At 55.7% G+C, this 23,709-nt stretch carries 24 protein-coding genes; 10 read left to right on the top strand and 14 right to left on the bottom strand.

All coding sequences use genetic code 11. The features are described from left to right. Nucleotides 1-12: 12 nt before the first annotated feature. The 4 genes from RTU33_RS17200 to aspA form a co-directional block, all read right to left on the bottom strand. Nucleotides 13-1,770: a protein-disulfide reductase DsbD gene (locus RTU33_RS17200; protein WP_312628990.1), complete on the bottom strand. Its 1,758-nt coding sequence runs from the start codon at nt 1,768-1,770 to the stop codon at nt 13-15. After that, on the bottom strand, nt 1,746-2,069 hold the full coding sequence (gene cutA, locus RTU33_RS17195) for a divalent cation tolerance protein CutA (protein WP_312628989.1): 324 nt from the start codon (nt 2,067-2,069) through the stop codon (nt 1,746-1,748). Before cutA ends, RTU33_RS17200 begins: the two co-directional genes overlap by 25 nt. Before the next feature lie 113 nt (nt 2,070-2,182). Beyond that, nucleotides 2,183-3,484 carry an anaerobic C4-dicarboxylate transporter gene (locus RTU33_RS17190; protein WP_312628988.1) on the bottom strand — a complete coding sequence of 434 codons (1,302 nt, stop codon included), beginning with the start codon at nt 3,482-3,484 and terminating at the stop codon, nt 2,183-2,185. A gap of 114 nt (nt 3,485-3,598) precedes the next feature. Further along, nucleotides 3,599-5,035: an aspartate ammonia-lyase gene (gene aspA / locus RTU33_RS17185; RefSeq protein WP_312628986.1), complete on the bottom strand. Its 1,437-nt coding sequence runs from the start codon at nt 5,033-5,035 to the stop codon at nt 3,599-3,601. Between the two features lie 334 nt (nt 5,036-5,369). On the opposite strand from aspA, the gene RTU33_RS17180 reads away from it, so the two are divergent. From RTU33_RS17180 to RTU33_RS17165, 4 genes are all read left to right on the top strand, one after another. Continuing rightward, the gene (locus tag RTU33_RS17180; protein ID WP_312628984.1) at nt 5,370-5,840 is read left to right on the top strand and encodes an FxsA family protein; all 471 of its coding nucleotides are present in this window, start codon (nt 5,370-5,372) and stop codon (nt 5,838-5,840) included. Between the two features lie 202 nt (nt 5,841-6,042). After that, nucleotides 6,043-6,336, top strand: coding sequence for a co-chaperone GroES (locus tag RTU33_RS17175; protein WP_005120976.1), 294 nt, complete (start codon nt 6,043-6,045; stop codon nt 6,334-6,336). Between the two features lie 40 nt (nt 6,337-6,376). Beyond that, nucleotides 6,377-8,020 carry a chaperonin GroEL gene (groL, locus tag RTU33_RS17170; RefSeq protein ID WP_312628982.1) on the top strand — a complete coding sequence of 548 codons (1,644 nt, stop codon included), beginning with the start codon at nt 6,377-6,379 and terminating at the stop codon, nt 8,018-8,020. Nucleotides 8,021-8,275: 255 nt separating this feature from the next. After that, nucleotides 8,276-8,629: a DUF4156 domain-containing protein gene (locus RTU33_RS17165; protein ID WP_312628981.1), complete on the top strand. Its 354-nt coding sequence runs from the start codon at nt 8,276-8,278 to the stop codon at nt 8,627-8,629. A gap of 65 nt (nt 8,630-8,694) precedes the next feature. Here the strand turns inward: RTU33_RS17165 and epmB are convergent, their stop codons facing one another. Continuing rightward, nucleotides 8,695-9,723, bottom strand: a complete 1,029-nt coding sequence (gene epmB / locus RTU33_RS17160; protein ID WP_312628980.1) for an EF-P beta-lysylation protein EpmB — start codon at nt 9,721-9,723, stop codon at nt 8,695-8,697. Nucleotides 9,724-9,763: 40 nt separating this feature from the next. On the opposite strand from epmB, the gene efp reads away from it, so the two are divergent. The 3 genes from efp (at nt 9,764) to ecnB (ending at nt 10,781) form a co-directional block, all read left to right on the top strand. Further along, nucleotides 9,764-10,330, top strand: a complete 567-nt coding sequence (gene efp / locus RTU33_RS17155; protein WP_312628978.1) for an elongation factor P — start codon at nt 9,764-9,766, stop codon at nt 10,328-10,330. Nucleotides 10,331-10,389: 59 nt separating this feature from the next. Then, complete coding sequence (locus RTU33_RS17150; protein ID WP_312628977.1) at nt 10,390-10,527, top strand: entericidin A/B family lipoprotein; 138 nt, start codon at nt 10,390-10,392, stop codon at nt 10,525-10,527. Between the two features lie 107 nt (nt 10,528-10,634). Beyond that, on the top strand, nt 10,635-10,781 hold the full coding sequence (gene ecnB, locus RTU33_RS17145; RefSeq protein WP_312628976.1) for a lipoprotein toxin entericidin B: 147 nt from the start codon (nt 10,635-10,637) through the stop codon (nt 10,779-10,781). Nucleotides 10,782-10,811: 30 nt separating this feature from the next. On the opposite strand, the gene RTU33_RS17140 is transcribed toward ecnB, so the two are convergent. After that, the gene (locus tag RTU33_RS17140) at nt 10,812-11,393 is read right to left on the bottom strand and encodes a LuxR C-terminal-related transcriptional regulator (protein WP_312628974.1); all 582 of its coding nucleotides are present in this window, start codon (nt 11,391-11,393) and stop codon (nt 10,812-10,814) included. 254 nt (nt 11,394-11,647) lie between these two features. On the opposite strand from RTU33_RS17140, the gene sugE reads away from it, so the two are divergent. Further along, a complete protein-coding gene (gene sugE, locus RTU33_RS17135; RefSeq protein WP_312628973.1) occupies nt 11,648-11,965 on the top strand; it encodes a quaternary ammonium compound efflux SMR transporter SugE in 318 nt (105 codons plus the stop codon). On the opposite strand, the gene blc is transcribed toward sugE, so the two are convergent. The 5 genes from blc to frdA all read right to left on the bottom strand — a co-directional run bounded on the left by blc (nt 11,962) and on the right by frdA (nt 15,887). Next, on the bottom strand, nt 11,962-12,492 hold the full coding sequence (blc, locus tag RTU33_RS17130) for an outer membrane lipoprotein Blc (protein ID WP_312628972.1): 531 nt from the start codon (nt 12,490-12,492) through the stop codon (nt 11,962-11,964). The two genes, sugE and blc, sit on opposite strands and share 4 nt — an antisense overlap. A gap of 101 nt (nt 12,493-12,593) precedes the next feature. Beyond that, nucleotides 12,594-12,953, bottom strand: a complete 360-nt coding sequence (gene frdD / locus RTU33_RS17125) for a fumarate reductase subunit FrdD (protein ID WP_312628971.1) — start codon at nt 12,951-12,953, stop codon at nt 12,594-12,596. A gap of 10 nt (nt 12,954-12,963) precedes the next feature. Further along, nucleotides 12,964-13,359 (bottom strand): fumarate reductase subunit FrdC, encoded by a 396-nt coding sequence (gene frdC, locus RTU33_RS17120; protein WP_312628970.1) that lies wholly within the window; start codon nt 13,357-13,359, stop codon nt 12,964-12,966. A gap of 10 nt (nt 13,360-13,369) precedes the next feature. Continuing rightward, nucleotides 13,370-14,104 carry a succinate dehydrogenase/fumarate reductase iron-sulfur subunit gene (locus RTU33_RS17115; RefSeq protein ID WP_312628969.1) on the bottom strand — a complete coding sequence of 245 codons (735 nt, stop codon included), beginning with the start codon at nt 14,102-14,104 and terminating at the stop codon, nt 13,370-13,372. Continuing rightward, nucleotides 14,097-15,887: a fumarate reductase (quinol) flavoprotein subunit gene (frdA, locus tag RTU33_RS17110; RefSeq protein ID WP_312628968.1), complete on the bottom strand. Its 1,791-nt coding sequence runs from the start codon at nt 15,885-15,887 to the stop codon at nt 14,097-14,099. The genes RTU33_RS17115 and frdA overlap by 8 nt, the downstream gene beginning before the upstream one ends. 314 nt (nt 15,888-16,201) lie before the next feature. Between frdA and epmA the strand changes: the two genes are divergently transcribed. Then, nucleotides 16,202-17,179: an elongation factor P--(R)-beta-lysine ligase gene (epmA, locus tag RTU33_RS17105; RefSeq protein ID WP_312628967.1), complete on the top strand. Its 978-nt coding sequence runs from the start codon at nt 16,202-16,204 to the stop codon at nt 17,177-17,179. Nucleotides 17,180-17,308: 129 nt separating this feature from the next. On the opposite strand, the gene mscM is transcribed toward epmA, so the two are convergent. The 3 genes from mscM to rsgA all read right to left on the bottom strand — a co-directional run bounded on the left by mscM (nt 17,309) and on the right by rsgA (nt 22,801). Further along, nucleotides 17,309-20,617 carry a miniconductance mechanosensitive channel MscM gene (gene mscM / locus RTU33_RS17100; RefSeq protein WP_312628966.1) on the bottom strand — a complete coding sequence of 1,103 codons (3,309 nt, stop codon included), beginning with the start codon at nt 20,615-20,617 and terminating at the stop codon, nt 17,309-17,311. A 31-nt stretch (nt 20,618-20,648) separates the two neighbouring features. After that, the gene (asd, locus tag RTU33_RS17095) at nt 20,649-21,653 is read right to left on the bottom strand and encodes an archaetidylserine decarboxylase (RefSeq protein WP_312628965.1); all 1,005 of its coding nucleotides are present in this window, start codon (nt 21,651-21,653) and stop codon (nt 20,649-20,651) included. An 89-nt stretch (nt 21,654-21,742) separates the two neighbouring features. Then, on the bottom strand, nt 21,743-22,801 hold the full coding sequence (rsgA, locus tag RTU33_RS17090; RefSeq protein WP_312628964.1) for a small ribosomal subunit biogenesis GTPase RsgA: 1,059 nt from the start codon (nt 22,799-22,801) through the stop codon (nt 21,743-21,745). Between the two features lie 106 nt (nt 22,802-22,907). Here rsgA and orn point away from each other — a divergent pair, with 106 nt between their 5' ends. Beyond that, complete coding sequence (gene orn, locus RTU33_RS17085) at nt 22,908-23,453, top strand: oligoribonuclease (protein WP_312628963.1); 546 nt, start codon at nt 22,908-22,910, stop codon at nt 23,451-23,453. The last annotated feature ends 256 nt before the right edge of the window (nt 23,454-23,709 follow it).

The following is a 23,709-nucleotide window of genomic DNA, read 5'->3' as shown; positions in this document are numbered from 1 at the left end:
TAAAAGTGTCGTTTACCGGGCCCGTTTCTGCAAATGCGCCTGAAAGGTGGCGGCATCCATAAACCCGGCAACCCGCATGGATGGGATCTCTTTGCCTGCGGTATCGAAAAACAGAATGGTCGGCAGACCCGGAACTTGCAACTCTTTCAGCAAGGCGACGTCCTGCGCTGTGTTGCGCGTCACGTCGGCCTGCAATAAAACGCTGCTTTTTAACGCTTGTTGCACCTGTGGATCGCTAAAGGTGTATTTCTCAAACTCTTTACATGCCACGCACCAGTCTGCGTAAAGATCGAGCATCACCGGTTTGCCTTTCGCCTCGGCAAGCGCCTGGCTGAGTTCGTCCACGTTGCTGATGCGCTTGAAGTCCAGATGTGCCTGCTGCTGCGTTTGCGCAGCGCCAAATGCCCAGTCCTGCAGCGGGCGGGCGCTGACCAGCGCGGCGGCCAGCAGGATAATCTGCACCACGCGCAGCCACGGCTTATTTGCCGAAAGGCTGGTGATAAATGCCCAGCCAAAGAAGGCGATACCCAGCATCGACCACAAACGTAAGCCCCAGACGTCACCGATAATGCGCTCCAGCAGGAACACCGGCAGCGCAAGAATCACAAACCCGAAAGCAATTTTGACCTGCGCCATCCACGGACCGCTTTTCGGCAGCAGGCGGTTGCCGAAGACGGTCACCAGAATCAGCGGCAGACCCATACCCAGCGCGTACAGATAAAGCGTACCGCCGCCGAGCCACAGGTTTCCGCTCTGGGCGATGTACAGCAAAATGGCGCTCAGCGGCGCGGTGGTGCAGGGCGAGCAAATCAGCCCGGCGATGGCGCCCATCGCGAACACGCCACCTGCGGAGCCACCTTGTTGGCGGTTGCTCATCAGCGTCAGGCGCGTTTGCAGCGACGAGGGCAGCTGCAGGCTGAACAGGCCAAACATGGAGAGCGCCAGCAGAATAAAGACGGCTGACAGGCCAATGAGAACATAGGGATGCTGAAGCGCGGCCTGGAACTTCATGCCGGCCGCGGCGACCACGAGGCCCAGCGCCGTGTAGGTGAGCGCCATCCCCTGAACGTAAACGAAGGCCAACAACAGTGCCCGGCCCATGGAGAGACGTTTCTGCCCGCCAAGGACAATGCCGGAGATCAGCGGATACATCGGCAGCACGCAGGGGGTGAAGGCGATGCCGATACCGATTAGCAGCGCCCACAGGGCAGAGAAGGGGAGCTCTGAGTCAGATTCAGCATTTCTACTTTCCCCTGGGGAGAGGGAGTGACTGGCATCTGAATTGCCTTCTTTTTCCCTCTCCTGGGGGAGAGGGTCAGGGAGAGGGCGTTCGGCAGCCAAAGCCACTACAGCGCTCAGCGGCACCACTTTCGTTTCAGGCGGATAGCAGAAACCCGCTTCGGCACAGCCCTGATACGTGACCGTCAGCGTGGCGCCTTTATCAGCCTGCTTAACCGTAACGGGCAGCATCAGCCGATGGCGATAAATTTCGCTTTTGCCAAAGAATTCATCTTCATGCCACTCACCCTCCGGCATCGCCAGCGGCGACACGGATGCCTGGGCTGGCGTGATGCTGACCTGCTTACGATACAGGTAGTAGCCATCTTTTATCTGCCAGCTCAGATTGAGGTCGTGCTCATTCTGTTGAAAATCAAAAGCAAAGGCCTGATCGGCTGAGATGAAGTTTGAGCGGCCGGGTGCGTCAAATAACCCGGCGAAGGCCGATGTGCTGCACAGCAGCAGGATCAGCGTAAGGATGCGTTGAGCCATGAGAAGTAATCGTTGTCTCTGTGGGAAACGGGTAAAACCAGCAGTTCCGGGGTTTGATACGGGTGATGTGACTTCAGACAATCCAGCAGCGCCTGCTGATGAGCGGTATCGGACTTCAGCAGCATTTGCACTTCATACTCCTGCTCCAGCTTGCCTTCCCAGTAATAAAGCGATGTGGCGCCGGGCAGCAGCGTCACGCAGGCGGCGAGTTTTTCCGCCAGCACTTTGGCGGCTAGATCCTGGGCAGTGGCTTCGTCCGGGGCGGTACAGAGAACAACAACGGCGTCTGGCTGGGTCATCGGCAACCTCGTATCGGCGAAAAAAGGCACTATAGCACGATGTGGGGAGGAGACATGAACGACCCGGGCCGCTGAGCGGCCCGACTTTAAGTAATTTTACATCCCGAAAGGCGTTAAAGAGCGAAGCTGCCAATCAGGAAGCCGAAGCACACTGAGAAAATGACGCCCATGGTGCCGGGAATGAAGAACGGATGGTTAAACACGAAGCGGCCAATGCGCGTGGTGCCTGTGTCATCCATCTGTACCGCGGCGACAAGCGTCGGGTAGGTCGGCAGAATGAACAGGCCGGATACCGCAGCGAAAGAGGCTACGGCAGTCAGTGGGGAGACGTTCAGCGCCAGCGCCATCGGCATCAGGGCTTTCGCCGTCGCCGCCTGAGAATAGAGCAGGGCGGAGGCGAAGAAGAAGATCACCGCCAGAAGCCACGGATGGCCCTGAATCACGCTGCCGGCCGTCTCTTTGATCCAGTCAATGTTGTGGGAGACGAAGGTGTCGCCTAGCCAGGCCACGCCGAGAATACAGATACAGGCGCTCATGCCCGCCTTGAAGGTGCTGGAGCTCAGAATGCTGTCGGTTTCGACCTTACAGATAATCGTCGTCAGAGTGGCGACGCTCAGCATGATGATCAGAATCGCGTTAGTGGTGTTCATCAACGGTTTGGCAACCAGACCAAGGCTTGGGCTGTTAACGATGGCATAAGCCACCACGCAGACCACGCCAAGCAGGAACAGGAGCACCGACAGTTTCGCCTTCGGTTTGATCTCCATCTGGCGTTCACCGCGCAGCTCAATTAACCCTTCTTCCAGGCGCTTGAGGTACACCGGATCGTCGGAAAGCTTAGAGTTAAACAGCATGGTGACGAGGAACGACATCAGCAGCACTGCCAGCAGCGTGGACGGAATGACCACGGAGAGCAGGTGGATGTAGCTGACGCCGTGACCTTCCATCACCGAAGACATGTACACCACGGCGGCGGAAATCGGCGAAGCGGTAATCGCAATCTGCGCAGAGACCACGGCGGTTGAGAGCGGGCGGCATGGCTTAACGCCTTGCTCTTTTGCCACTTCGGCAATCACCGGCAGCGTGGCCAGCGAGATGTTGCCGGTACCGGCAAATATAGTCAGGAAGTAGGTAACGATGGGAGCCAGAATGGTGATGTATTTCGGGTTACGGCGCAGCAGTTTTTCCGTCTGATTCACGAGGTAATCCAGACCACCGGCGATTTGCATCGCGGAAATCGCTGCAATCACCGCCATGATGATGGAGATAACGTCGAACGGAATTTTGCCGGGCTCAACGCCAATGGCGGCAAGCACCAGAACGCCAAGGCCACCCGCGTAGCCAATGCCAATTCCCCCTAATCTGGCGCCGAGAAAGATCGCCGCTAATACAATGATAAGTTCGATGACTATCATGATCGCTTCCCTTGATTGTTAGATGTTGGATACTTAAATGTTATTTTTTTGATGTTCCAGAAAAGAAAAAAGGCACGTCAGCCGACGTGCCTTGCCTGATTTTAACCTGAATTATTACTGTTCGCTTTCATCGGTAAAACGCTTAGCTTTATAGGCCGGGTGCATCAGGTTCTGCGGGGAGAAGATATCGTCCAGTTCGGCCTCGGTCAGCAGGCCACGCTCCAGCACCACTTCACGCACGCTCTTGCCGGTTTCGGCACAGATTTTACCGACGATATCGCCGTTGTGGTGGCCAATGAACGGGTTCAGGTAGGTCACGATGCCGATGGAGTTATAGACGTAGCCCTCACACACTTCTTTGTTCGCGGTAATACCGTTGATGCATTTTTCCAGCAGGTTGTAGCAGGCGTTGGTGAGAATGTGGATGGATTCGAACATGGCCTGGCCAATCACTGGCTCCATCACGTTCAGCTGCAGCTGACCCGCTTCGGAGGCCATGGTGACGGTGGTGTCGTTGCCGATAACCTTGAAGCACACCTGGTTAACGACTTCCGGCACAACCGGGTTCACTTTGGCTGGCATGATAGAAGAACCCGCCTGCAGCTCCGGCAGGTTGATTTCGTTCAGGCCAGCGCGCGGGCCAGAAGAGAGCAGGCGCAGGTCATTACAGATTTTCGACAGCTTCACCGCCAGACGTTTCAGCGAGCTGTGAACCATTACATAAGCGCCGCAGTCAGAGGTTGCTTCAATCAGGTCTTCGGCAGGCACCACCGGCATGTTAGCGACTTCTGCCAGCTTCTGTACCGCCAGCTGCTGGTAGCCGTCCGGAGTGTTCAGGCGCGTACCGATGGCGGTTGCGCCGAGGTTCACTTCCAGCAGCAGTTCAGAGGTGCGCAACAGGTTCTTCGTCTCTTCGTTCAGCAGAACGTTGAACGCGTGGAATTCCTGGCCGAGGGTCATCGGCACTGCGTCCTGCAACTGAGTGCGGCCCATCTTCAGGATATCCTGGAATTCGACCGACTTGCGCTGGAAGCCGTCACCTAACTGATTGATGGCGTCAATCAGTTTCACCACGGACGCGTACACCGCGATGCGGAAGCCGGTCGGGTAGGCGTCGTTGGTGGACTGGCATTTGTTAACGTGGTCGTTCGGGTTCAGATACTGGTATTCACCTTTCTGATGGCCCATCAGTTCGAGGCCGATATTGGCCAGCACTTCGTTGGTGTTCATGTTCACGGAGGTGCCTGCGCCGCCCTGATAGACGTCAACCGGGAACTGATCCATGCATTTGCCGTTATTCAGGACTTCATCACATGCGGCAATAATGGCGTCAGCGACACCTTTTGGAATGGTGTGCAGCTCTTTGTTCGCCAGCGCGGCGGCCTTCTTCACCATCACCATACCGCGAACGAATTCGGGGATATCGCTGATTTTACTGTTGCTGATGTAGAAGTTTTCAATCGCTCTCAGAGTGTGGACGCCGTAGTACGCGTCCGCTGGAACTTCCCTGGTACCCAACAAATCTTCTTCGATACGAATGTTGTTTAACATGTGAACCTTCTTGATTAAGCTGCTAATGAATTCATCTTATACACAGGACGAGTGGAGTCTTGTCTGTTTTTTGGCCGACGATTATTTCCTTAATCGGCCCGATGCCCACGATCATATGCTGATAATAGCGAATTGCCGTAACCTGGATCACTTAAACTGCGCCGACCCGCATCCGATTTATTAATCTGTGAAATGAATCACCGCAAAAACCGTACGGGAAAAAAGCGTGATGCAGCGGATTGAAAAAGGTTTTTTTGCCTCCATCTCCTGAATACGCGAATCGCAAACCCATTCAAACCGTCGCTACGAGCGGCGGTTTTCACAGGAGAAACCAGTGCGCTGGATACCGCTGCTTGCCATCTTTTTATACGTCTACATCGAGATCTCGATTTTTATCCAGGTCGCGCATGTGCTGGGCGTTTTCCTGACGCTGATTCTGGTGATTTTCACCTCGGTCATCGGGATGTCTTTGATTCGTCATCAGGGCTTCAAAAACTTCCTGCTGATGCAGCAGAAAATGCAGGCGGGTGAAAGCCCGGCGGCGGAGATGATTAAAAGCGTATCGCTGATTATCTCTGGCCTGTTGCTGGTGATCCCGGGCTTCTTTACCGACTTCCTTGGCCTGCTTCTGCTTTTACCGCCGGTGCAAAAACACCTGACGCTGAAGCTGATGCCGCACCTGCGCTTTGCGCGCACGCCGGGTGGGGGTTTCACCTCGCCTGAGAAAGGAGGCGACACGTTTGAAGGGGAGTATCAGCGCAAGGATGAGCAGCACGAGCGCCTCGATCATAAAGACGATCGCTAAGCAGATGAAAGGCCCGGAACTTCCGGGCCTTTTGCTTCTGAAAGCTTCGTTTCGTGAATTAAGGCCAATTCTGAAGATTTTTTTGATGTGCCCCCCTTGAAGGAAAAATTCCCATCCCCATCTCTCTCGTCACTAGCCGGTAAACCACAGCGGCCCGGCGTCATCCATAACTGATAATGACTTTCTCAAAGGAGAGCTATCAATGAGTATTCGTCCGTTACATGATCGTGTGATCGTCAAACGTAAAGAAGTTGAATCCAAATCTGCAGGCGGCATCGTTCTGACCGGTTCCGCTGCGGGTAAATCAACTCGTGGCGAAATCATCGCTGTCGGTAAAGGTCGCATTCTGGATAACGGCTCTGTGCAGCCGCTGGACGTAAAAGTGGGCGACATCGTGATTTTCAACGACGGCTACGGCGTGAAGTCCGAGAAAATCGACAACGAAGAAGTGCTGATCATGTCCGAAAGCGACATCCTGGCAATTGTTGAAGCGTAATTCATTCGCACACTGACAAACGAATTTAAGGGAAAGAACAATGGCAGCTAAAGACGTAAAATTCGGTAACGACGCTCGTGTGAAAATGCTGCGCGGCGTAAACGTACTGGCAGATGCAGTGAAAGTGACCCTGGGCCCGAAAGGCCGTAACGTGGTTCTGGATAAATCTTTCGGTGCACCGACCATCACCAAAGATGGCGTATCCGTAGCGCGTGAAATCGAGCTGGAAGACAAGTTCGAAAACATGGGCGCACAGATGGTGAAAGAAGTGGCCTCTAAAGCGAACGACGCTGCGGGCGACGGCACCACCACCGCAACCGTACTGGCGCAGGCCATCATCACTGAAGGCCTGAAAGCCGTTGCTGCGGGCATGAACCCAATGGACCTGAAACGTGGTATCGACAAAGCTGTCGCTGCTGCGGTTGAAGAACTGAAAACCCTGTCCGTACCTTGCTCTGACTCCAAAGCTATCGCTCAGGTAGGTACCATCTCCGCTAACTCCGACGAAACCGTAGGTAAACTCATTGCTGAAGCAATGGACAAAGTCGGTAAAGAAGGCGTGATCACCGTTGAAGACGGCACCGGCCTGCAGGACGAGCTGGACGTGGTTGAAGGTATGCAGTTCGACCGCGGTTATCTCTCTCCGTACTTCATCAACAAGCCTGAAACTGGCGCAGTTGAGCTGGAAAGCCCGTTCATCCTGCTGGCAGACAAAAAAGTCTCCAACATCCGCGAAATGCTGCCCGTGCTGGAAGCCGTTGCGAAAGCAGGCAAGCCGCTGGTTATCATCGCTGAAGACGTTGAAGGCGAAGCGCTGGCGACCCTGGTGGTTAACACCATGCGTGGCATCGTGAAAGTCGCTGCGGTTAAAGCACCAGGCTTTGGCGACCGTCGTAAAGCTATGCTGCAGGACATCGCAACCCTGACTGGTGGTACCGTTATCTCTGAAGAGATCGGTATGGAGCTGGAAAAAGCGACCCTGGAAGATCTGGGTCAGGCTAAGCGCGTTGTGATCAACAAAGACACCACCACCATCATCGATGGCGTGGGTGAAGAAGCTTCCATTCAGGGTCGTGTGACTCAGATTCGCCAGCAGATCGAAGAAGCGACTTCTGACTACGATCGTGAAAAACTGCAGGAACGCGTAGCGAAACTGGCTGGCGGCGTAGCCGTTATCAAAGTGGGCGCGGCAACTGAAGTTGAAATGAAAGAGAAGAAAGCGCGCGTTGAAGATGCCCTGCACGCAACCCGTGCTGCGGTAGAAGAAGGCGTGGTTGCCGGTGGTGGCGTAGCGCTGATTCGCGTGGCTTCTAAGCTCGGCGAACTGCGTGGTATCAACGAAGATCAGAACGTGGGTATCAAAGTTGCGCTGCGCGCGATGGAAGCTCCGCTGCGTCAGATCGTGCTGAACTGCGGTGAAGAGCCATCCGTTGTGGCGAACACCGTTAAAGGCGGCGACGGTAACTACGGTTACAACGCAGCGACCGAAGAGTACGGCAACATGATCGACATGGGTATTCTGGATCCAACCAAAGTGACTCGTTCTGCTCTGCAGTACGCGGCATCCGTGGCGGGTCTGATGATCACCACCGAGTGCATGGTTACCGACCTGCCAAAAGGCGACGCACCTGACTTAGGCGCAGCCGGCATGGGTGGCATGGGCGGTATGGGCGGCATGATGTAATTTAATCTTCATTCTTCAAGCCGCAGATGCGTTGACTGCGTGAGTTCACCCCGGTCACTTACTTAAGTAAGCTTTCGGGGATTCACCCACTTGTCGCCTTTCTGCAACTTGAATTATTCGATTAAATAAACATTTCGCAAAAAATAGAAAACCCCTGTGGCAGAACATGCCCCGGGGGTTTTTCTTTTGGTCATCTTTTTAGTATAACGTTCACTCGGACAAGTTGTGTCCAGCCCACTAATAACGAGGAATAACATGCGCGTAAAAGTCTGTGCAGGGATCGTCGGTGCCGCTTTAATGCTGGCAGGCTGCAGTTCCAGCAATGAACTGACCGCAGGCGGGCAAAACGTTCGCTTTGTTGAAGATAAGCCGGGCACCGAATGCCATCTGATTGGCTCCGCAACGGGCAAGCAGAGCAACTGGCTTTCTGGCCAGCGCGGTGAAGAGGGCGGTTCAATGCGTGGTGCGGCGAATGCGCTGCGCAACCAGGCGGCGGAAATGGGCGGCAACGTGATTTACGGCGTCAGCAGCCCGACTCAGGGAATGCTTTCCAGCTTCGTCCCGACCGACAGCGAAATGATCGGCCAGGTCTATAAGTGCCCGAACTGAGTCACTTTATGTGATGAATGCGCCCTCCATCGTGAGGGCGTTTTATTATCTGCGATCTATTGGGTTCAGCTCTGTCGCAGCTGCAAATCCAGCGGCGTTTTGCTTGGTTCACCGCCAATTTCACGGGCCAGTTTTGGCACCATGTAGCCCGAAACCAGCGTCAGCAGTTCGCGCATAATCGTTCGCGCTTCGTCATCGCTCACCATGAAATGCGCCGCACCCTGCACCTTATCCAGCACGTGCAGGTAGTAGGGCATAACGCCGGCATCAAATAAAGCATTGCTAAGGTTAGCCAGCGTTAGCGCATTGTCGTTCACGCCGCGCAGCAGCACGCTCTGATTCAGCAGCGTTACGCCCGCTATTTTCAGTTTGTGCATTGCCTGGCGGAAGTTATCGTCAATTTCCTGGGCGTGGTTGATGTGGTTTACCAGCAGGATTTGCAGAGAGGAGCGCGAAAAGCGTTCCGCCAGCGTATCCGTAATGCGCGCCGGGATAACGATCGGCAAACGGCTGTGAATACGCAGGCGTTTGATGTGCGGGATGGCCTCAAGCGCGTTGAGCAGCCAGTCCAGCTCATGGTCTTTGGCCATCAACGGATCGCCGCCGGAGAAGATAATCTCATCCAGTTCCGGGTGAGCGCTGATATAGTCCAGCGCCGCCTGCCAGTTGCGTTTGTTGCCCTGATTCTCAGCATACGGGAAATGGCGGCGGAAGCAGTAGCGGCAGTTGACCGCACAGCCGCCCTTCACCAGCAGCAGCGCCCGGTTACGGTATTTATGCAGCAGGCCTGGCACCACGCTGTTCTGCTCTTCCAGCGGGTCGGTGCTGAATCCAGGGGCTGCAACAAACTCCTGCTGAGCGGTCACCACCTGCAATAGCAGCGGGTCATTCGGATTGCCTTTTTGCATACGCGCGGCAAACGCCCGCGGGACACGCAGCGGGAATAAACGCTTAGCGTCGCGTCCGGCGAACAAATTTTCATCAGCGTCTACATTTAAGAGACGTAACAGCTCATCGGGATCGGTGATTACATCGGCAAGTTGCGATAACCAATCTTCTCTGGATGGGGTGTTTAGGGTTACAATATGCGCCATTTTGTGGCTTAGCTACCAGTTAACAAATTTAGAGGGCCTTATGGCGACTTATTCTAGCAACGATTTCCGTGCCGGTCTTAAAATCATGATGGATGGCGAACCGTACGCGGTCGAATCCAGCGAATTCGTAAAACCGGGCAAAGGCCAGGCGTTCGCACGCGTTAAGCTGCGCCGTCTGCTGACCGGCACCCGCGTTGAGAAAACCTTCAAATCCACCGACTCCGCCGAAGGCGCAGACGTTGTGGACATGAACCTGACTTACCTCTACAACGACGGTGAGTTCTGGCACTTCATGAACAACGAAACCTTCGAGCAGCTGGCTGCCGATGAGAAAGCGGTTGGCGATAACGCTAAATGGCTGCTGGACCAGGCTGAGTGCATCGTGACCCTGTGGGACGGTCGCCCAATCGCCGTGACGCCGCCAAACTTCGTTGAGCTGGAAATCGTTGAAACCGATCCAGGCCTGAAAGGTGATACCGCAGGTACCGGCGGCAAGCCAGCGACCCTGAGCACCGGCGCCGTGGTTAAAGTTCCTCTGTTCGTTCAGATTGGCGAAGTGATCAAAGTTGACACCCGCTCTGGTGAATACGTTTCTCGCGTGAAGTAATTCATGCTATAAAAAATCGGCACGGCGTTCGCTGTGTCGATTTTTTTTCAGGGGCAGGGATGATGAACCGTTTAGTCAAACTTTTCTTTGTACTGCTGTTAGGCGGAACGCTGCTTTCCGGCTGCAACACCTTTCGTGGTTTTGGTCAGGATGTCGAACATCTGGGGAACTCTATTTCCCACGCGGCCAGTAAATAATCTCCCATCGTCTTAAAAAATGTGCCTTTTCCGTCCATCTGTGGGGATCTTGTCTATGCTTATGTTGCTACAGCACAAATACTCACTGGCAATAAAAGGATGAGATCATGATTAAGAAGACAATTGCTGCGTTTTTTACTCTCCTGGTACTTTCGTCCGTGCTTTCCGGTTGTAATACGACGAAGGGCGTTGGAGAAGACATTTCCAGTGGCGGCCAGGCTATTTCAGGTGCTGCGACTAAAGCTCAGAACTAAGCTGTTCGGTACGGCTTTGCGGCCGTACCGCTATTCAACACTCTTGGCTGACGGGATAAATGGCGAAAAGCGATTTTCGACTTTCAGCTTCATGCGAATATTACATTTATAGGTATAGACAGTTTTTCCGGTAATCTGCATTTCGCTGGCAATCGCCTGATTGCTGACGCCTTCCATCCACAGCGACAATACTTTTTCTTCCTGACGTGTTAACAGCGGTGTGGCGATAGGTGCTGGGTGAGTTTTAGGCCAACTGTACAAAGCGGTCAGGACTTGATGCCTCAATTTTTCGATTGGCGCGTTTTTGGCGACTTCTTCACCGACGTTTTTAAAAGTCAGCGGCTCGCTCTGGAGGCGTATCAAGCGCGAGCGCTGTTCGCAGACGGCGAGGAGCGCGGGAAGAAAATGTGATTGCTTAAGATCGTGCTGGAAGGCGGCGAAATCGGCTATCACCAGATGCGGCTGCCAGCTTTCAATATGCGCTTTCGCCAGAAGCAGGCTATTTAGTGGAGTGACTAAAAATGACGTGGAACCGCCATTGATCTGCTGTAACCATGCCTCAAGTCCGAGGCGGGTGAAACTGCAGCGATCAATAATCAGGATTTTATACATGCTGGGTTGATGAGCACTTCATAGTTGTGGGGCAATACACCATGAAGCCATCATAAAGAAGGTTACGTGCAGATAAAAAGGCGATTTCCGCATTGAAATGCGCCCAATTCACCTCATCATCGTGGAAAGGCGACTTAACCTAAATCCCTTGCATCCCCAAAAAGTGCGGCTAGAATAAAGACTCTTCACGACCTTGCGGGACGACCCGTAAGCGTATCTCAAAAGCCGGGGACGACCCCATCATGGAGTCAAATATGTCCTGGTTAATTCTGGTTGTTGCCGGTTTACTCGAAGTTGTCTGGGCCGTTGGCCTGAAATATACCCACGGTTTTACCCGTCTGGTGCCTAGCGTGATCACAGCCACGGCAATGATTGCCAGCATCGCGCTGCTTTCATGGGCGATGAAAACCCTGCCGGTCGGTACGGCTTATGCCATCTGGACTGGTATCGGCGCGGTCGGTGCCGCCATTACCGGTATTCTGTTGCTCGGTGAATCGGCAAGCCTGGCGCGTATTTTCAGCCTCGTGCTGATCGTCTGCGGCATTATCGGCCTGAAGCTCAGCACGCACTAATAGGTCTGTTTTACCCAAATCAGCTTCTGCACGGGGAAGCCCTGCCGGGTCGCAATGTCCAGCATCTGCTGCTTCATTTCGGGAGTGATGGTCGGCGTGCGGGCGAGGATCCACAGATAATCGCGATCCGGTCCGCAGACCAGCGCGTGCCGGTACTCTTTATCCAGCGCGATCACGTTGTATCCGCCGTAGAACGGGCCAAAGAAGGAGACTTTCAGCGCGGCCCTGTCTGGTGACCCGGTGAAATAGGCTACACCGTCAGTGGATTGCCACATGCCGCGATCCGGGTTCCAGCCTTTGTTCACCACGTTAATGCTGCTATCGCTGCGCAAAGTGTAGGTGACGGTGACTTTCTCCAGACCGCTTTCAAAATTGTGGTCCAGACGGGCGATTTCGTACCAGGTACCGAGGTAGCGGTTAGTATCGAAAGGGGAAACAACGGTGACGCCGGGCGGTGGCACAGGGTTACTACAGGCAACAACCAAAAACGCAGCAGCAACAGTCGCAATGATGGGCAGCAGACGCATGGCAATGTCCTTACAGGCTTTTTTGTAAGTGTAGAACCGTGCGGGGAAAACGTGCGGCAGGCGAACAGAAATATGCCCGGCGCGTGCCGGGCATCTCAGCTTTAGATGAAAATAACACCAACAAGCGTGATCACCGTCAGGATCGCCGCCAGACCGTAGAATACCCATTTGCCGTTAGGCACATGAATCTTCAGGTCATGCATGGCGTGATGAATGCGGTGCAGACCACACCACAGCGGCAGAACGATCATCAGGAACAGGAACACGCGGCCGATGAAGCTCTGAGCGAAGGCCAGCACGCGCTCGTAGCTGAAGGCGTCATGCGGTGCCAGGCCGAGCGGCAGCAGTATACCGACCAGCAGCACCATCACCGGCGCGACTATCGCGCCCCACATGCCACCCGCACCAAACAGGCCCCAGAACACGGGCTCGTCAGAACGTTTTGGGTTTGGATTGATCATCTTGGTCTCCTTACCAGAACAGTGCGACAAACAGGACAACCACGGTGACCACGATCGTCACCCCCCACAGCGCCTTAATCACCGGCTCTGGCCCCATTTTTTCGCCTTTTACAATCACGTTTGCAGCTTTTGGCGCCAATTCGAACCAGGTTTTGGTATGCAAAAGGGCGGCGGCGAGGGTAATCAGGTTAAGGATCACCACAATTGGATTTTGCAGAAAGCCCACGTACCCTGCCCAGGATTCCGCACCGTGCTTCAGCGCGAACAGGCCGTAAATTAATACGATACTGAACCAGACCGTCGGCACTGCGGTGCCTTCACGAATCATATAGAACCGGTAGAAGGGCAGTTTTTTCCACCACGTGGAGGTCATTGGCTGCACGTAGGGTTTGCGTTTTGTCGTCATGATGCACTCCTTAGCGTGGTTTCAGGGTCGCAATAAGAAAGTCTTTCGAGCTTTCCACTTTACCCTGCTGAATGGCGGCGGCCGGGTCGACGTGCTTCGGACACACTTCCGAGCAGTAGCCGACAAATGTACAGCTCCAGACGCCATTTTTGCCGTTCAGTTGCGCCATGCGCTCCTTTTTGCCGTGGTCGCGGCTGTCTTCGTTATAACGATGTGCAAGCGTAATGGCCGCAGGGCCAATAAATTCTTTATTGAGCCCGAACTGCGGACAGGCGGCATAGCACAGGCCGCAGTTGATGCAGCCGGAGAACTGATGGTATTTCGCCATCTGCGCAGGGGTTTGCTTGTTCGGTCCCTGTTCCGGCGTGCGCGGATTGCCGATGATGTACGGCTTAATGGCTTCCAGACTTTCGATAAAGTGAGTCATGTCGACCACCAGATCGCGCTCAATCGGGAAGTTAGCCAGCGCCTCGACCTTCAGGCCTTTCTCGTAATCACGCAGGAAGGTTTTACAGGCGAGCTTCGGCACTTTGTTGACCATCATGCCGCAGGAGCCACAAATCGCCATTCGGCATGACCAGCGGTAGCTCAGGTCGGGCGCCAGGTTATCTTTGATGTAGCCGAGCGCGTCCAGCAGCGACGTTTGTTCATCGTAAGGCACTTCGTAAAACGCGCTGTGCGGGGCCGTGTCCACTTCCGGGTTGTAGCGCACGATCTCGACTTTCAGGTTTTTCATCTCAGCCATTGGTCGTCTCCTTCTTCTCAGCGGCTTCCGCTTCCGCACCGTACACGCGTTTTGCCGGCGGCAGCGTAGTGATTTTCACGTCGCTGTAGTCCAGACGCGTGGTGCCGTCTGCATCGCGGAACGCCAGCGTGTGTTTGAGGAAGTTAACGTCGTCGCGTTCGGTGCAACCTTCGTCAAGGCGCTGGTGGGCGCCGCGAGACTCTTTACGCGCCAGGGCAGAGTGCGCCATACATTCGGCAACGTTCAGTCCATGGCCCAGTTCGATGGTGTACAGCAAGTCGGTGTTGAAGACGCTGGAGGTATCGGTAATGCGCACGCGTTTGAAGCGTTCCTGCAGCTCTGCAAGCTTATCAATGGTTTTTTGCATCAGCTCCGGCGTACGGTAAATGCCGCAGCCTTCTTCCATCGACAGACCCATTTCGTCGCGGATTTTCGCCCAGCTCTCGTTGCCTTCCTGATTGACCAGCGCTTTCAGGCGTTTTTCGACATCGGCGACCTGTGCATCCAGCGCCGCGCCGTTGGCTTCACCCGCCGTTGAGGCGCGTTCCATGGCGCGTTCACCCGCCATTCGGCCGAAGACCACCAGCTCAGCCAGCGAGTTGGAGCCCAGACGGTTAGCGCCGTGCAGGCCGACAGAAGAACATTCGCCGACGGCGAACAGGCCTTTAATGCGGCTCTCACACTGCTGATCGGTTTCAATCCCGCCCATGGTGTAGTGCGCGGTCGGACGAACCGGAATCGGTTCTTTAACCGGGTCCACGCCGACGTAGGCCTTCGCCAGTTCGCAGATGAACGGCAAACGTTCGAGCAGTTTTTTCTCGCCCAGATGACGCAGGTCGAGGTACACCACGTCACCGCGCGGGGTGGAGATGGTGTTGCCTTTGCGCCATTCGTGCCAGAACGCCTGCGAAACTTTGTCGCGCGGGCCAAGCTCCATATATTTGTTTTTCGGCTCGCCAAGCGGCGTTTCCGGGCCCATGCCGTAGTCCTGCAAATAGCGGTAGCCGTCTTTGTTGACCAGAATACCGCCTTCACCGCGGCAGCCTTCGGTCATCAGAATGCCGGAGCCCGGCAGGCCAGTCGGGTGATACTGGACGAATTCCATATCGCGCAGCGGTACGCCGTGACTCAGCGCCATACCCATGCCGTCGCCGGTGACGATACCGCCGTTGGTGTTGTAGCGATACACGCGGCCCGCGCCGCCGGTCGCCATCACCACCGCGTTGGCGCGGATCTGGATTAGTTCGCCCTCCATCATGTTCATCGCTACCAGGCCGCGAGCCTGGCCGTCGTCGACCAGAATATCGAGGACGAAATGCTCGTCAAAGCGCTGGATTTGCGGGAACTGCAGGGAAGTCTGGAAGAGGGTGTGGAGCATATGGAAGCCGGTTTTATCCGCGGCAAACCAGGTACGCTCGATTTTCATCCCGCCGAAGCGGCGCACGTTAACGGATCCATCTTCGCGGCGGCTCCACGGACAACCCCACTGCTCAAGCTGGGTCATCTCGGTCGGGCAGTGGTGGACGAAGTAATCCACCACGTCCTGCTCGCAAAGCCAGTCGCCACCGGCGACGGTATCGTGAAAATGGTATTCGAAGCTGTCATGATCCTGTGCGACAGCTGCCGAACCGCCTTCTGCGGCAACGGTATGGCTACGCATTGGATAGACTTTTGAAATCAGTGCGATTTTAGCGTTGGGATTGGCCTGCGCTGCGGCAATTGCAGCGCGTAATCCCGCCCCGCCAGCGCCTATAACGGCCAGATCGGCATGAAAGGTTTGCACGACATTCCTCCAGAATTGTTGTTATTTCGTCACCCGCCTGACTAAAGGTAGTTCACCGGGTCGAACCCGGGAGATGACGAAAGCGTTTCCACTGCTCCTTTATGGGTATCGTAGTATAGCCTTATGATCTGGAGGGAAATTTGACGCGTTCGATTTTTTTGCTGATCCGCCTGCGCATTTATCATCGAAATTGATGGACTGCATCACGAAATGCGCTTTGCGGCGGAAACCCCGAATTTCACCGGGCAAAATTTGTCTCGTGTCCCGCTTGCGGGTAGACTTCGGGCCTTTGTTTGCATTCGGAGAGAGTTACCATGAGCGAAACGGCCACCTGGCAGCCGAGCGCCTCCATCCCCAATCTGTTAAAACGCGCGGCTATTATGGCGGAGATCCGCCGCTTCTTTACCGACCGCGGCGTGCTGGAGGTGGAAACGCCGTGCATGAGTCAGGCGACGGTGACCGATATTCATCTGGTGCCGTTTGAGACGCGTTTTGTCGGCCCGGGCCACTCTCAGGGTATCAATCTCTACATGATGACCAGCCCCGAATACCACATGAAGCGGCTGCTCGCTGCGGGCTGTGGCCCGGTATTCCAGCTGTGCAGAAGCTTCCGCAATGAAGAGATGGGGCGCCACCACAACCCGGAATTCACCATGCTGGAGTGGTATCGTCCGCATTACGACATGTATCGTCTGATTAACGAAGTGGACGATCTAATGCAGCAGGTGCTGGAGTGCCAGCCGGCGGAAAGCCTCTCCTATCAGCAGGCGTTCCAGCGTCATCTGGAAATCGATCCGCTGTCGGCGGATAAAGCGCTGCTGCGCGAAGCAGCGGCGAAGCTCGATCTCAGCAATATTGCCGATACGGAAGAAGACCGCGACACGCTGTTGCAGATGCTCTTTACCTTCGGCGTTGAGCCGCATATTGGCAAAGATCGCCCGACCTTTATCTACCACTTCCCGGCCAGTCAGGCTTCTCTGGCGCAAATCAGCACCGAAGATCACCGCGTGGCGGAGCGCTTTGAGGTCTATTACAAAGGCATGGAGCTGGCGAATGGTTTCCATGAGCTGACCGATGCCCGTGAGCAGCAGCAGCGCTTTGAGCAGGATAACCGAAAGCGTGCTGCGCGTGATTTACCGCAGCAGCCGATAGATGTGAACCTTCTGGAAGCATTGAAGGCAGGCCTGCCGGATTGCTCCGGCGTGGCGCTGGGCGTGGATCGTCTGGTGATGCTGGCGCTTGGCGCAGAACAAATCAGTGATGTTATCGCTTTTACGGTAGATCGTGCCTGATTTCAGGCATTGCCCGGCAGCAAGGTAAAAAGCAAAAACCCTCATCAAGAGGGTTTTTTAGTGTTTGCACCCCTCGCCCTGTGGGAGAGGGGCCGGGGGAGAGGGCATCAGGCCGCACTCCCCTGAAAATTACAAACTTCCCGCCGTACGTCTGCGCCCTGCCGACGTCATCATTCTGCCCGTCTTACGCCCGTCCAGCGTTTCCAGTCGCATCTGGAAAGGCGGGAACGGCATGTCGATTCCGTGCTCGCGGAAACCGGCGAGGATCAGCTGGTGGATCTCATGGCGAAGCGGCATACGATGGCCCATCTCGGCGGCATAGATACGCAGTTCAAAAATCTGAATACCCTGCTGCAAATCGACGAGGAACACTTCCGGCGCCGGGTTATCGATGACCAGCGAGCAGCGTTCGGCGGCGGTCATCAGGAGCTGCGTCACCTCTTCGCTGTTGGCGTCGGACGGGGCCGGAACGGTCAGCACCACGCGCGTGACGGAATCCGACAGCGACCAGTTGATAAACTGTTCCGTGATAAACGCCTTGTTCGGCACGATGATCTCTTTGCGATCCCAGTCGCTGATCGTCGTCGCTCGGGTGTTGATCTTCGTGACGCTGCCGGTCAAATCGCGGATCGTCACTGTGTCGCCGATGCGGATCGGTTTTTCAAACAGGATGATCAGGCCGGAGATAAAGTTAGCGAAGATCTCCTGCAGGCCAAAGCCGAGCCCGACGCCGAGTGCCGCCACCAGCCACTGCAGTTTTGCCCATTCGATACCAATCATCGAGAAGCCGACCAGGCCGCCGATCAGCATCAGCAGGTATTTGGTGATGGTGGTGATGGCGTAGCCGGTGCCGGGCGTCAGGCTCAGGTGTTGCAACACCGCCAGCTCCAGCAGCGCCGGGAGGTTGCGTACCAGCTGCGTCGTAATGATAAATACCAGAATCGCAATCAGCACGGCGCCGAGGGTGATTGGCTCGAGACTCTCGACGCCCTGCACCGTTGAAGTCACATCCCACAGCGAGATGTTTTCAAGGAAGCCAAACGCCGAGTGGATTTCCGACCACAGCACGATCACCGACACCAGCGCGATCAGCATCAGAATCGATCGTACCAGCCGTAGCGACTGGGCGCTTAACGTGTCGAGATCCACTTCGGCGATGTCCACTTCCGTCGCTCCTTCCAGGCTGGTGGTGTGGTAGGGATCGTCCTCACCGCGCGCACGCTGAGCGAGCATCTCGGCACGACGGTGCTTAGCGCGATCGAAAGCGATACGGCGGCGCTGAATCAGCATCCAGCGGCGGATGACGTGATAGACCACCAGCAGCAGGAACCAGATGGCGACGGAGGTCTCAAGACGGGCAAGCAGCGCCTGGGCCGTAGCCAGATAACCGACGGCGGCCGCAAGGATTGCCGCCAGGGGCGCGCCCATCAGCAAATTCCACAACATGCGGTTGATTGCGTTATCGCCGGAGCCTTCTTTATCGAGATACAGCGGGATCCCTGCGCGTTTGAGGCTGAGCGTGACCACGCCCAGCGCGCCGCAGATCAGCATAAAGCAGAGCCTGCCAAGCGATGCTGAGAATTCGCGATCGCTGAGATTATCGAACATGATCAGCGCCATAATCAGCGGCACGATGAGGCCAACGCTCATCAGGTAGTAGCGCATCGCGCGGGCAACGCGGTTCCGTGGCCAGCCGAAGTGCGCCACGAACAGACCGTTAGGGCGAGCAAAGGCGGCGCAGATCATGACCACCCACAGCAGCGGCACCGTGGCGGTGACGCCGTCCCCGATGGCCACCGCCAGCGGCCAGGGCCAGGCCTCCTGCAACCCATAGCCCAGTGTCATCCAGAGCACCGGCAGCGGTGAGGCCACCAGAATCGACCAGAAGAGCGTGCGCAGCGTCAGCCAGAAGTGATCCTGGGTGACTTTGCCCACCCGGTTGCTGGAACGTTCCAGGAAGCGGGTAAAGTGCTTGCGGGAGCTGATGCTGAAACCGACCAGGATCAGCGCCGCAAACAGCGGGACCAGCGTCTCTTTGCTGGTCAGCATCATCACTGAGGCTTTGCCGAGTTGGCTGAAGGTATCCAGCGAAATCAGGCGGCGCAGATCCTGCACAATTTCCAGCGGCCAGGCGAAGGTGATGGGGCTGACGTCTGAGGTCCAGAACAGATAGCGGTGGGTTGCTTCGTTAATTTCTTTCAGCGCATCTTCCAGCTGCCCGTTGGCGACTTTCAGCTTGGTCAGTTCGAGGATCAGCGTATCGCCGCCCTGCAGCAGGGAATTGAGTAATTCTCGCTGGGTGCGAAGCTGGGCATCCAGAATACGGGTTTCTTCTGCCGAAAGCGGCTGCCCGTTGGCCTGTCGCAGCTGCGGCTGTTTGCTGAGTAAATCTTCATAGCGCAGGCGATGTACGCGCAGCTGCGCCATTTCGGTATCAAGCTGCTGCGGCTTGGGCATTTCCGGCAGTCGGGCCACCTGCGCGCGCAGGGCTTCGCCTAACAGATTGGAGGAGCCGAGCCACTGCGACTGTTCACGCAAAGTATTGAGCGCCTGACGCACCTGCAACGTCTGATTGGTAGCCTGACGCTGCTGGGAGGCCACCAAATCCATCCGCTGAGCCTGCTGGTTTAACGCCTGGGAGAGCTCACGGTTGACGGCGAACTGCTTTACGATGTGCGGCGGCAGGTTTGCGCTGTTTTCGGCTAATAATTCGGTGCTTTCCAGCGCTTTTTCAGCTTCGCGCTGGCGCTGGCTGTTAAGCTGATTGCGCAGGCCTTGCAGATAAGTATCCAACTGCTCGCTCTGCTTTTGCGCAAGCTCAGAGCGTATACGCGCCAGCTCCTGGCGATTGTTTGCCGAAAGCTGGGCCAGCTCAAGTTCGTTCACCAGCGCCTTTAATTTGGCCGATTCTGCCTGCAAACTCAGATTTTGCGCCTGGGCCGTATTGCCCGTCGCCGTGCCGACGCGGCGTTCGACCTCATTGAGCTGACGGCGAGCATCGGTTTGCTGTTGCGGCAGCTGATTGAGGGAGTCGGCGATCTCGCGTGCGCGCTCCTGTTCCTGCTGCGCCTGACGGCTTTTTTCCAGCAGCTGGCTGCTGACCTGAAGGATCTCCTGATTCAGGGCATCCGTGGTCAGTGCCGTCGGCACCTGGCGTGGTTCATCGCTCAGGCGGGAAAGCTGCGCGCGCAGGGTTTGCGAGAGCTTAGAGAAGTTATCAATGGATTGTTGATATTGTGCGGCGCGCTCAAGAGAACCTTTTCGTTCCTCAAGCGCGTTCAGCGCAGACTGAAGCGCCTCAACGGCTTCCGGCTGGGCGGGCTTCGCCGCTTTTGCCTGTTCCAGCTCCTGGGCGATCTGTTTGGCGTCGGGGGCGCTTGCTGCGTATGCCCCCATGCTGAGGCACCAGGCCATCAGAAAAGTGATAATCAGGTGCACGTCAGCGATCCTTCTGCAATTAGCCTTCGTCTTATTTATCGTCAACCCGCGGGCTGGCGTCGTGCTCAGCGTTGATCTCTTCTTCTGCCAGCGGCGTTGCCGGAGTGGCGGAGGTCTCAGTTGAAACGGCCAGCGGCTGGCCCAGTTTGGCGACTGACAGGCTGGCCAGTTTTTCGACCAACTGAACTTTGCCCGGCGCAAACAAATTGATCACGGTGGAGCCCAGCTTGAAGCGGCCCATCTCCTGACCTTTCAGCAGCGCAACGGAGCCTTCGCTTTCGCCTGCTGGCCACGTCCAGCGCTTAATAACGCCTTCACGAGGTGGCGTGATGGTGCCAGACCAGACGGTTTCAATGTTGCCAACGATGCCTTCACGAAGTGGCGTGAGGGGACCAGCCCAGACGGTTTCAATGCTGCCAACTATGGTCGCACCGACCAGAATTTGCGCCATTGGGCCAAATTCGGTATCAAACAGGCTGATGACGCGTTCGTTGCGGGCAAACAGGTTCGGTACGTTCTGCGCGGTCAGATGGTTGACGGAGAACAGATCGCCCGGCACGTAAATCATTTCACGCAGAACGCCGTTACACGGCATGTGTACGCGATGGTAGTCGCGCGGCGAAAGGTAAGTGGTAGCAAAAGAACCGTTGCGGAACAGATCCGCCATCAGATAGTTGCCCGCCAGCAGTGCTTCCAGACTGTAGTTATGGCCTTTGGCCTGCAAAATTTTGTCGTCTTCAATTTTGCCCAGCTGGCTGATCACACCGTCGGCTGGCATTACCAGCACGTTCGGATCGGTGTCCAGCGGGCGCACGTCATCGCGCAGCGGACGTACAAAGAATTCGTTGAAGGTGCGGTAGCTGGCGGTGTCCGGCTTCTGCGCCTCTTTCATATCAACCTTGTAGTACTTCACGAACAGGTCGATCACCAGCTTCGTCAGCCAGCCCGCTCGTTTGCTTGCGCCCCAGCCTGCGAGGCGCGTAAGCCACAGTTTCGGCAGAATGTATTGAAGCGAAAGTTTGAATGAATTTAACAAGATAGCCTCCAGGCCATATTCATTGTTTCAGGCTCTCGGCGGAGCCTTTTCAAAAAAGGGGCTGATTCTAGCGACGTTCAGCTTAAATGTCAGTCGTCGGTTTCAGAAAAGCTTTTACGCGTTTTTACCTGTACCTGTTTCATGCTTTCGAGAATATGGTGATAGTTTTCAAAGCGCGTTTCGGCAATCTCACCTTTTTCCACCGCCTCACGGATGGCGCATCCCGGATCGTTATCGTGCTTGCAGTCGCGGTATTTGCAGGCGCCCAGATAGTCGTGGAATTCGACAAAGCCGTTGAAGATTTGTTCCGGTTCAAGGTGCCAAAGGCCGAATTCACGCACGCCAGGAGAGTCAATCACATCGCCGCCGTGCGGGAAGTGATACAGACGCGCAGCGGTCGTCGTGTGCTGGCCGAGGCCCGAGTTATCGGACACGTCATTAGTGAGAATTTCTTCCTGCAGGCCGAGCAGGGCGTTCAGCAGGCTGGATTTGCCCACGCCGGACTGGCCCGCAAAGATGCTGATGCGCCCGGTGAGCGCTTCTTCCAGCGGCTTGAGCCCGTCCTGAGTGCGGCTGGAGACCATCAGTACGCGATAGCCAATCTTGCGGTAGATATCCATCTGCTCGTTGACGAAAGCCAGTCCGTCGTCGTCCAGCAGATCGATTTTGTTCAGCACGATGATGGGTTCAACGCTCAGCGTTTCGCAGGCGACCAGATATCTGTCGATAATATTCAGCGACAGCTCGGGCAGAATGGCGGAGACGATCACTATCTGATCGATATTTGCGGCGATTGGTTTGACGCCGTCGTAGAAGTCCGGGCGCGTCAGCACGGAGGTGCGTTCATGAACTGCCTCAACGATGCCTTTAACGTTGACGCCTTCCGCCGCGGTTTTACCCGGACGCCAGACCACGCGGTCGCCCGTTACCAGAGAACGAATGGTGCGACGAATATTGCAGCGGTGGATGCTGCCTTCGGCGGATTCCACATCGGCATGCATGCCAAAGCGGCTGATAACAATGCCTTCAGCCGTTTCGCCAAACAGGTTGTCATCGAAATCGGGCTTCTCCGCAGTGGTTTTGAGACGGCGCTGATGGTTGGCTTTTACCCGGCGCTGCTGCCCTTTGGAGAGTTTATTTTTACTCAATCGTGCTGACTCCTGGTCGCCCCAGGGGGGCAAAACCTCTATGATACACGCTATTTTAGATGAATATAGTCACTGTCGTTGTGACGCGAGAAGGGTGGAAAATAGCATGAGTGCAAATGAAAACAACCTCATTTGGATCGATCTGGAAATGACAGGGCTCGATCCTGAGCGCGATCGCATTATCGAAATCGCCACGCTCGTGACCGATGCAAACCTCAACATTCTGGCGGAAGGGCCGACCATTGCGGTACATCAGTCCGATGCTCAGCTGGCGCTGATGGATGACTGGAACGTGCGTACGCACACCGGCAGCGGTCTGGTGGATCGCGTGAAGGCGAGCACCCAGGACGATCGCGCAGCAGAACTGGCAACTATTGAGTTTCTTAAAGAGTGGGTTCCAGCGGGCAAATCGCCCATCTGCGGTAACAGCATCGGCCAGGACCGTCGCTTCCTGTTTAAATACATGCCGGAGCTGGAGGCGTACTTCCACTACCGCTATCTCGACGTCAGCACGCTGAAGGAGCTGGCGCGTCGTTGGAAGCCAGAAATTCTCGACGGTTTTAAGAAGCAGGGCACGCATCAGGCGATGGACGACATTCGTGAGTCCGTGGCGGAGCTGGCGTACTATCGCGAGAACTTTATTAAGCTGTAACGGTGAAGGATGGCTTGCACAGGCCCGGCAAACGCAGAGCCGCCGGGCATTCGCCGTAAAAACAATCTATCTGGCGATTAATGCAGCACTTGAGCAAAAATCAAAAAAAATCGCGTGAAGGGGGGTTGCAGCAACAAGGATTTCTCGTATAATGCGCCTCCCGTAACGACAGAGAATTACGCGTTACGTCAGCAACAAATTTGCGGGAATAGCTCAGTTGGTAGAGCACGACCTTGCCAAGGTCGGGGTCGCGAGT

The sequence above is a fragment of the Scandinavium sp. genome, assembly GCF_032012665.1.
Lineage (GTDB): Bacteria > Pseudomonadota > Gammaproteobacteria > Enterobacterales > Enterobacteriaceae > Scandinavium.
This window is presented reverse-complemented; position numbering and strand designations above follow the sequence as displayed.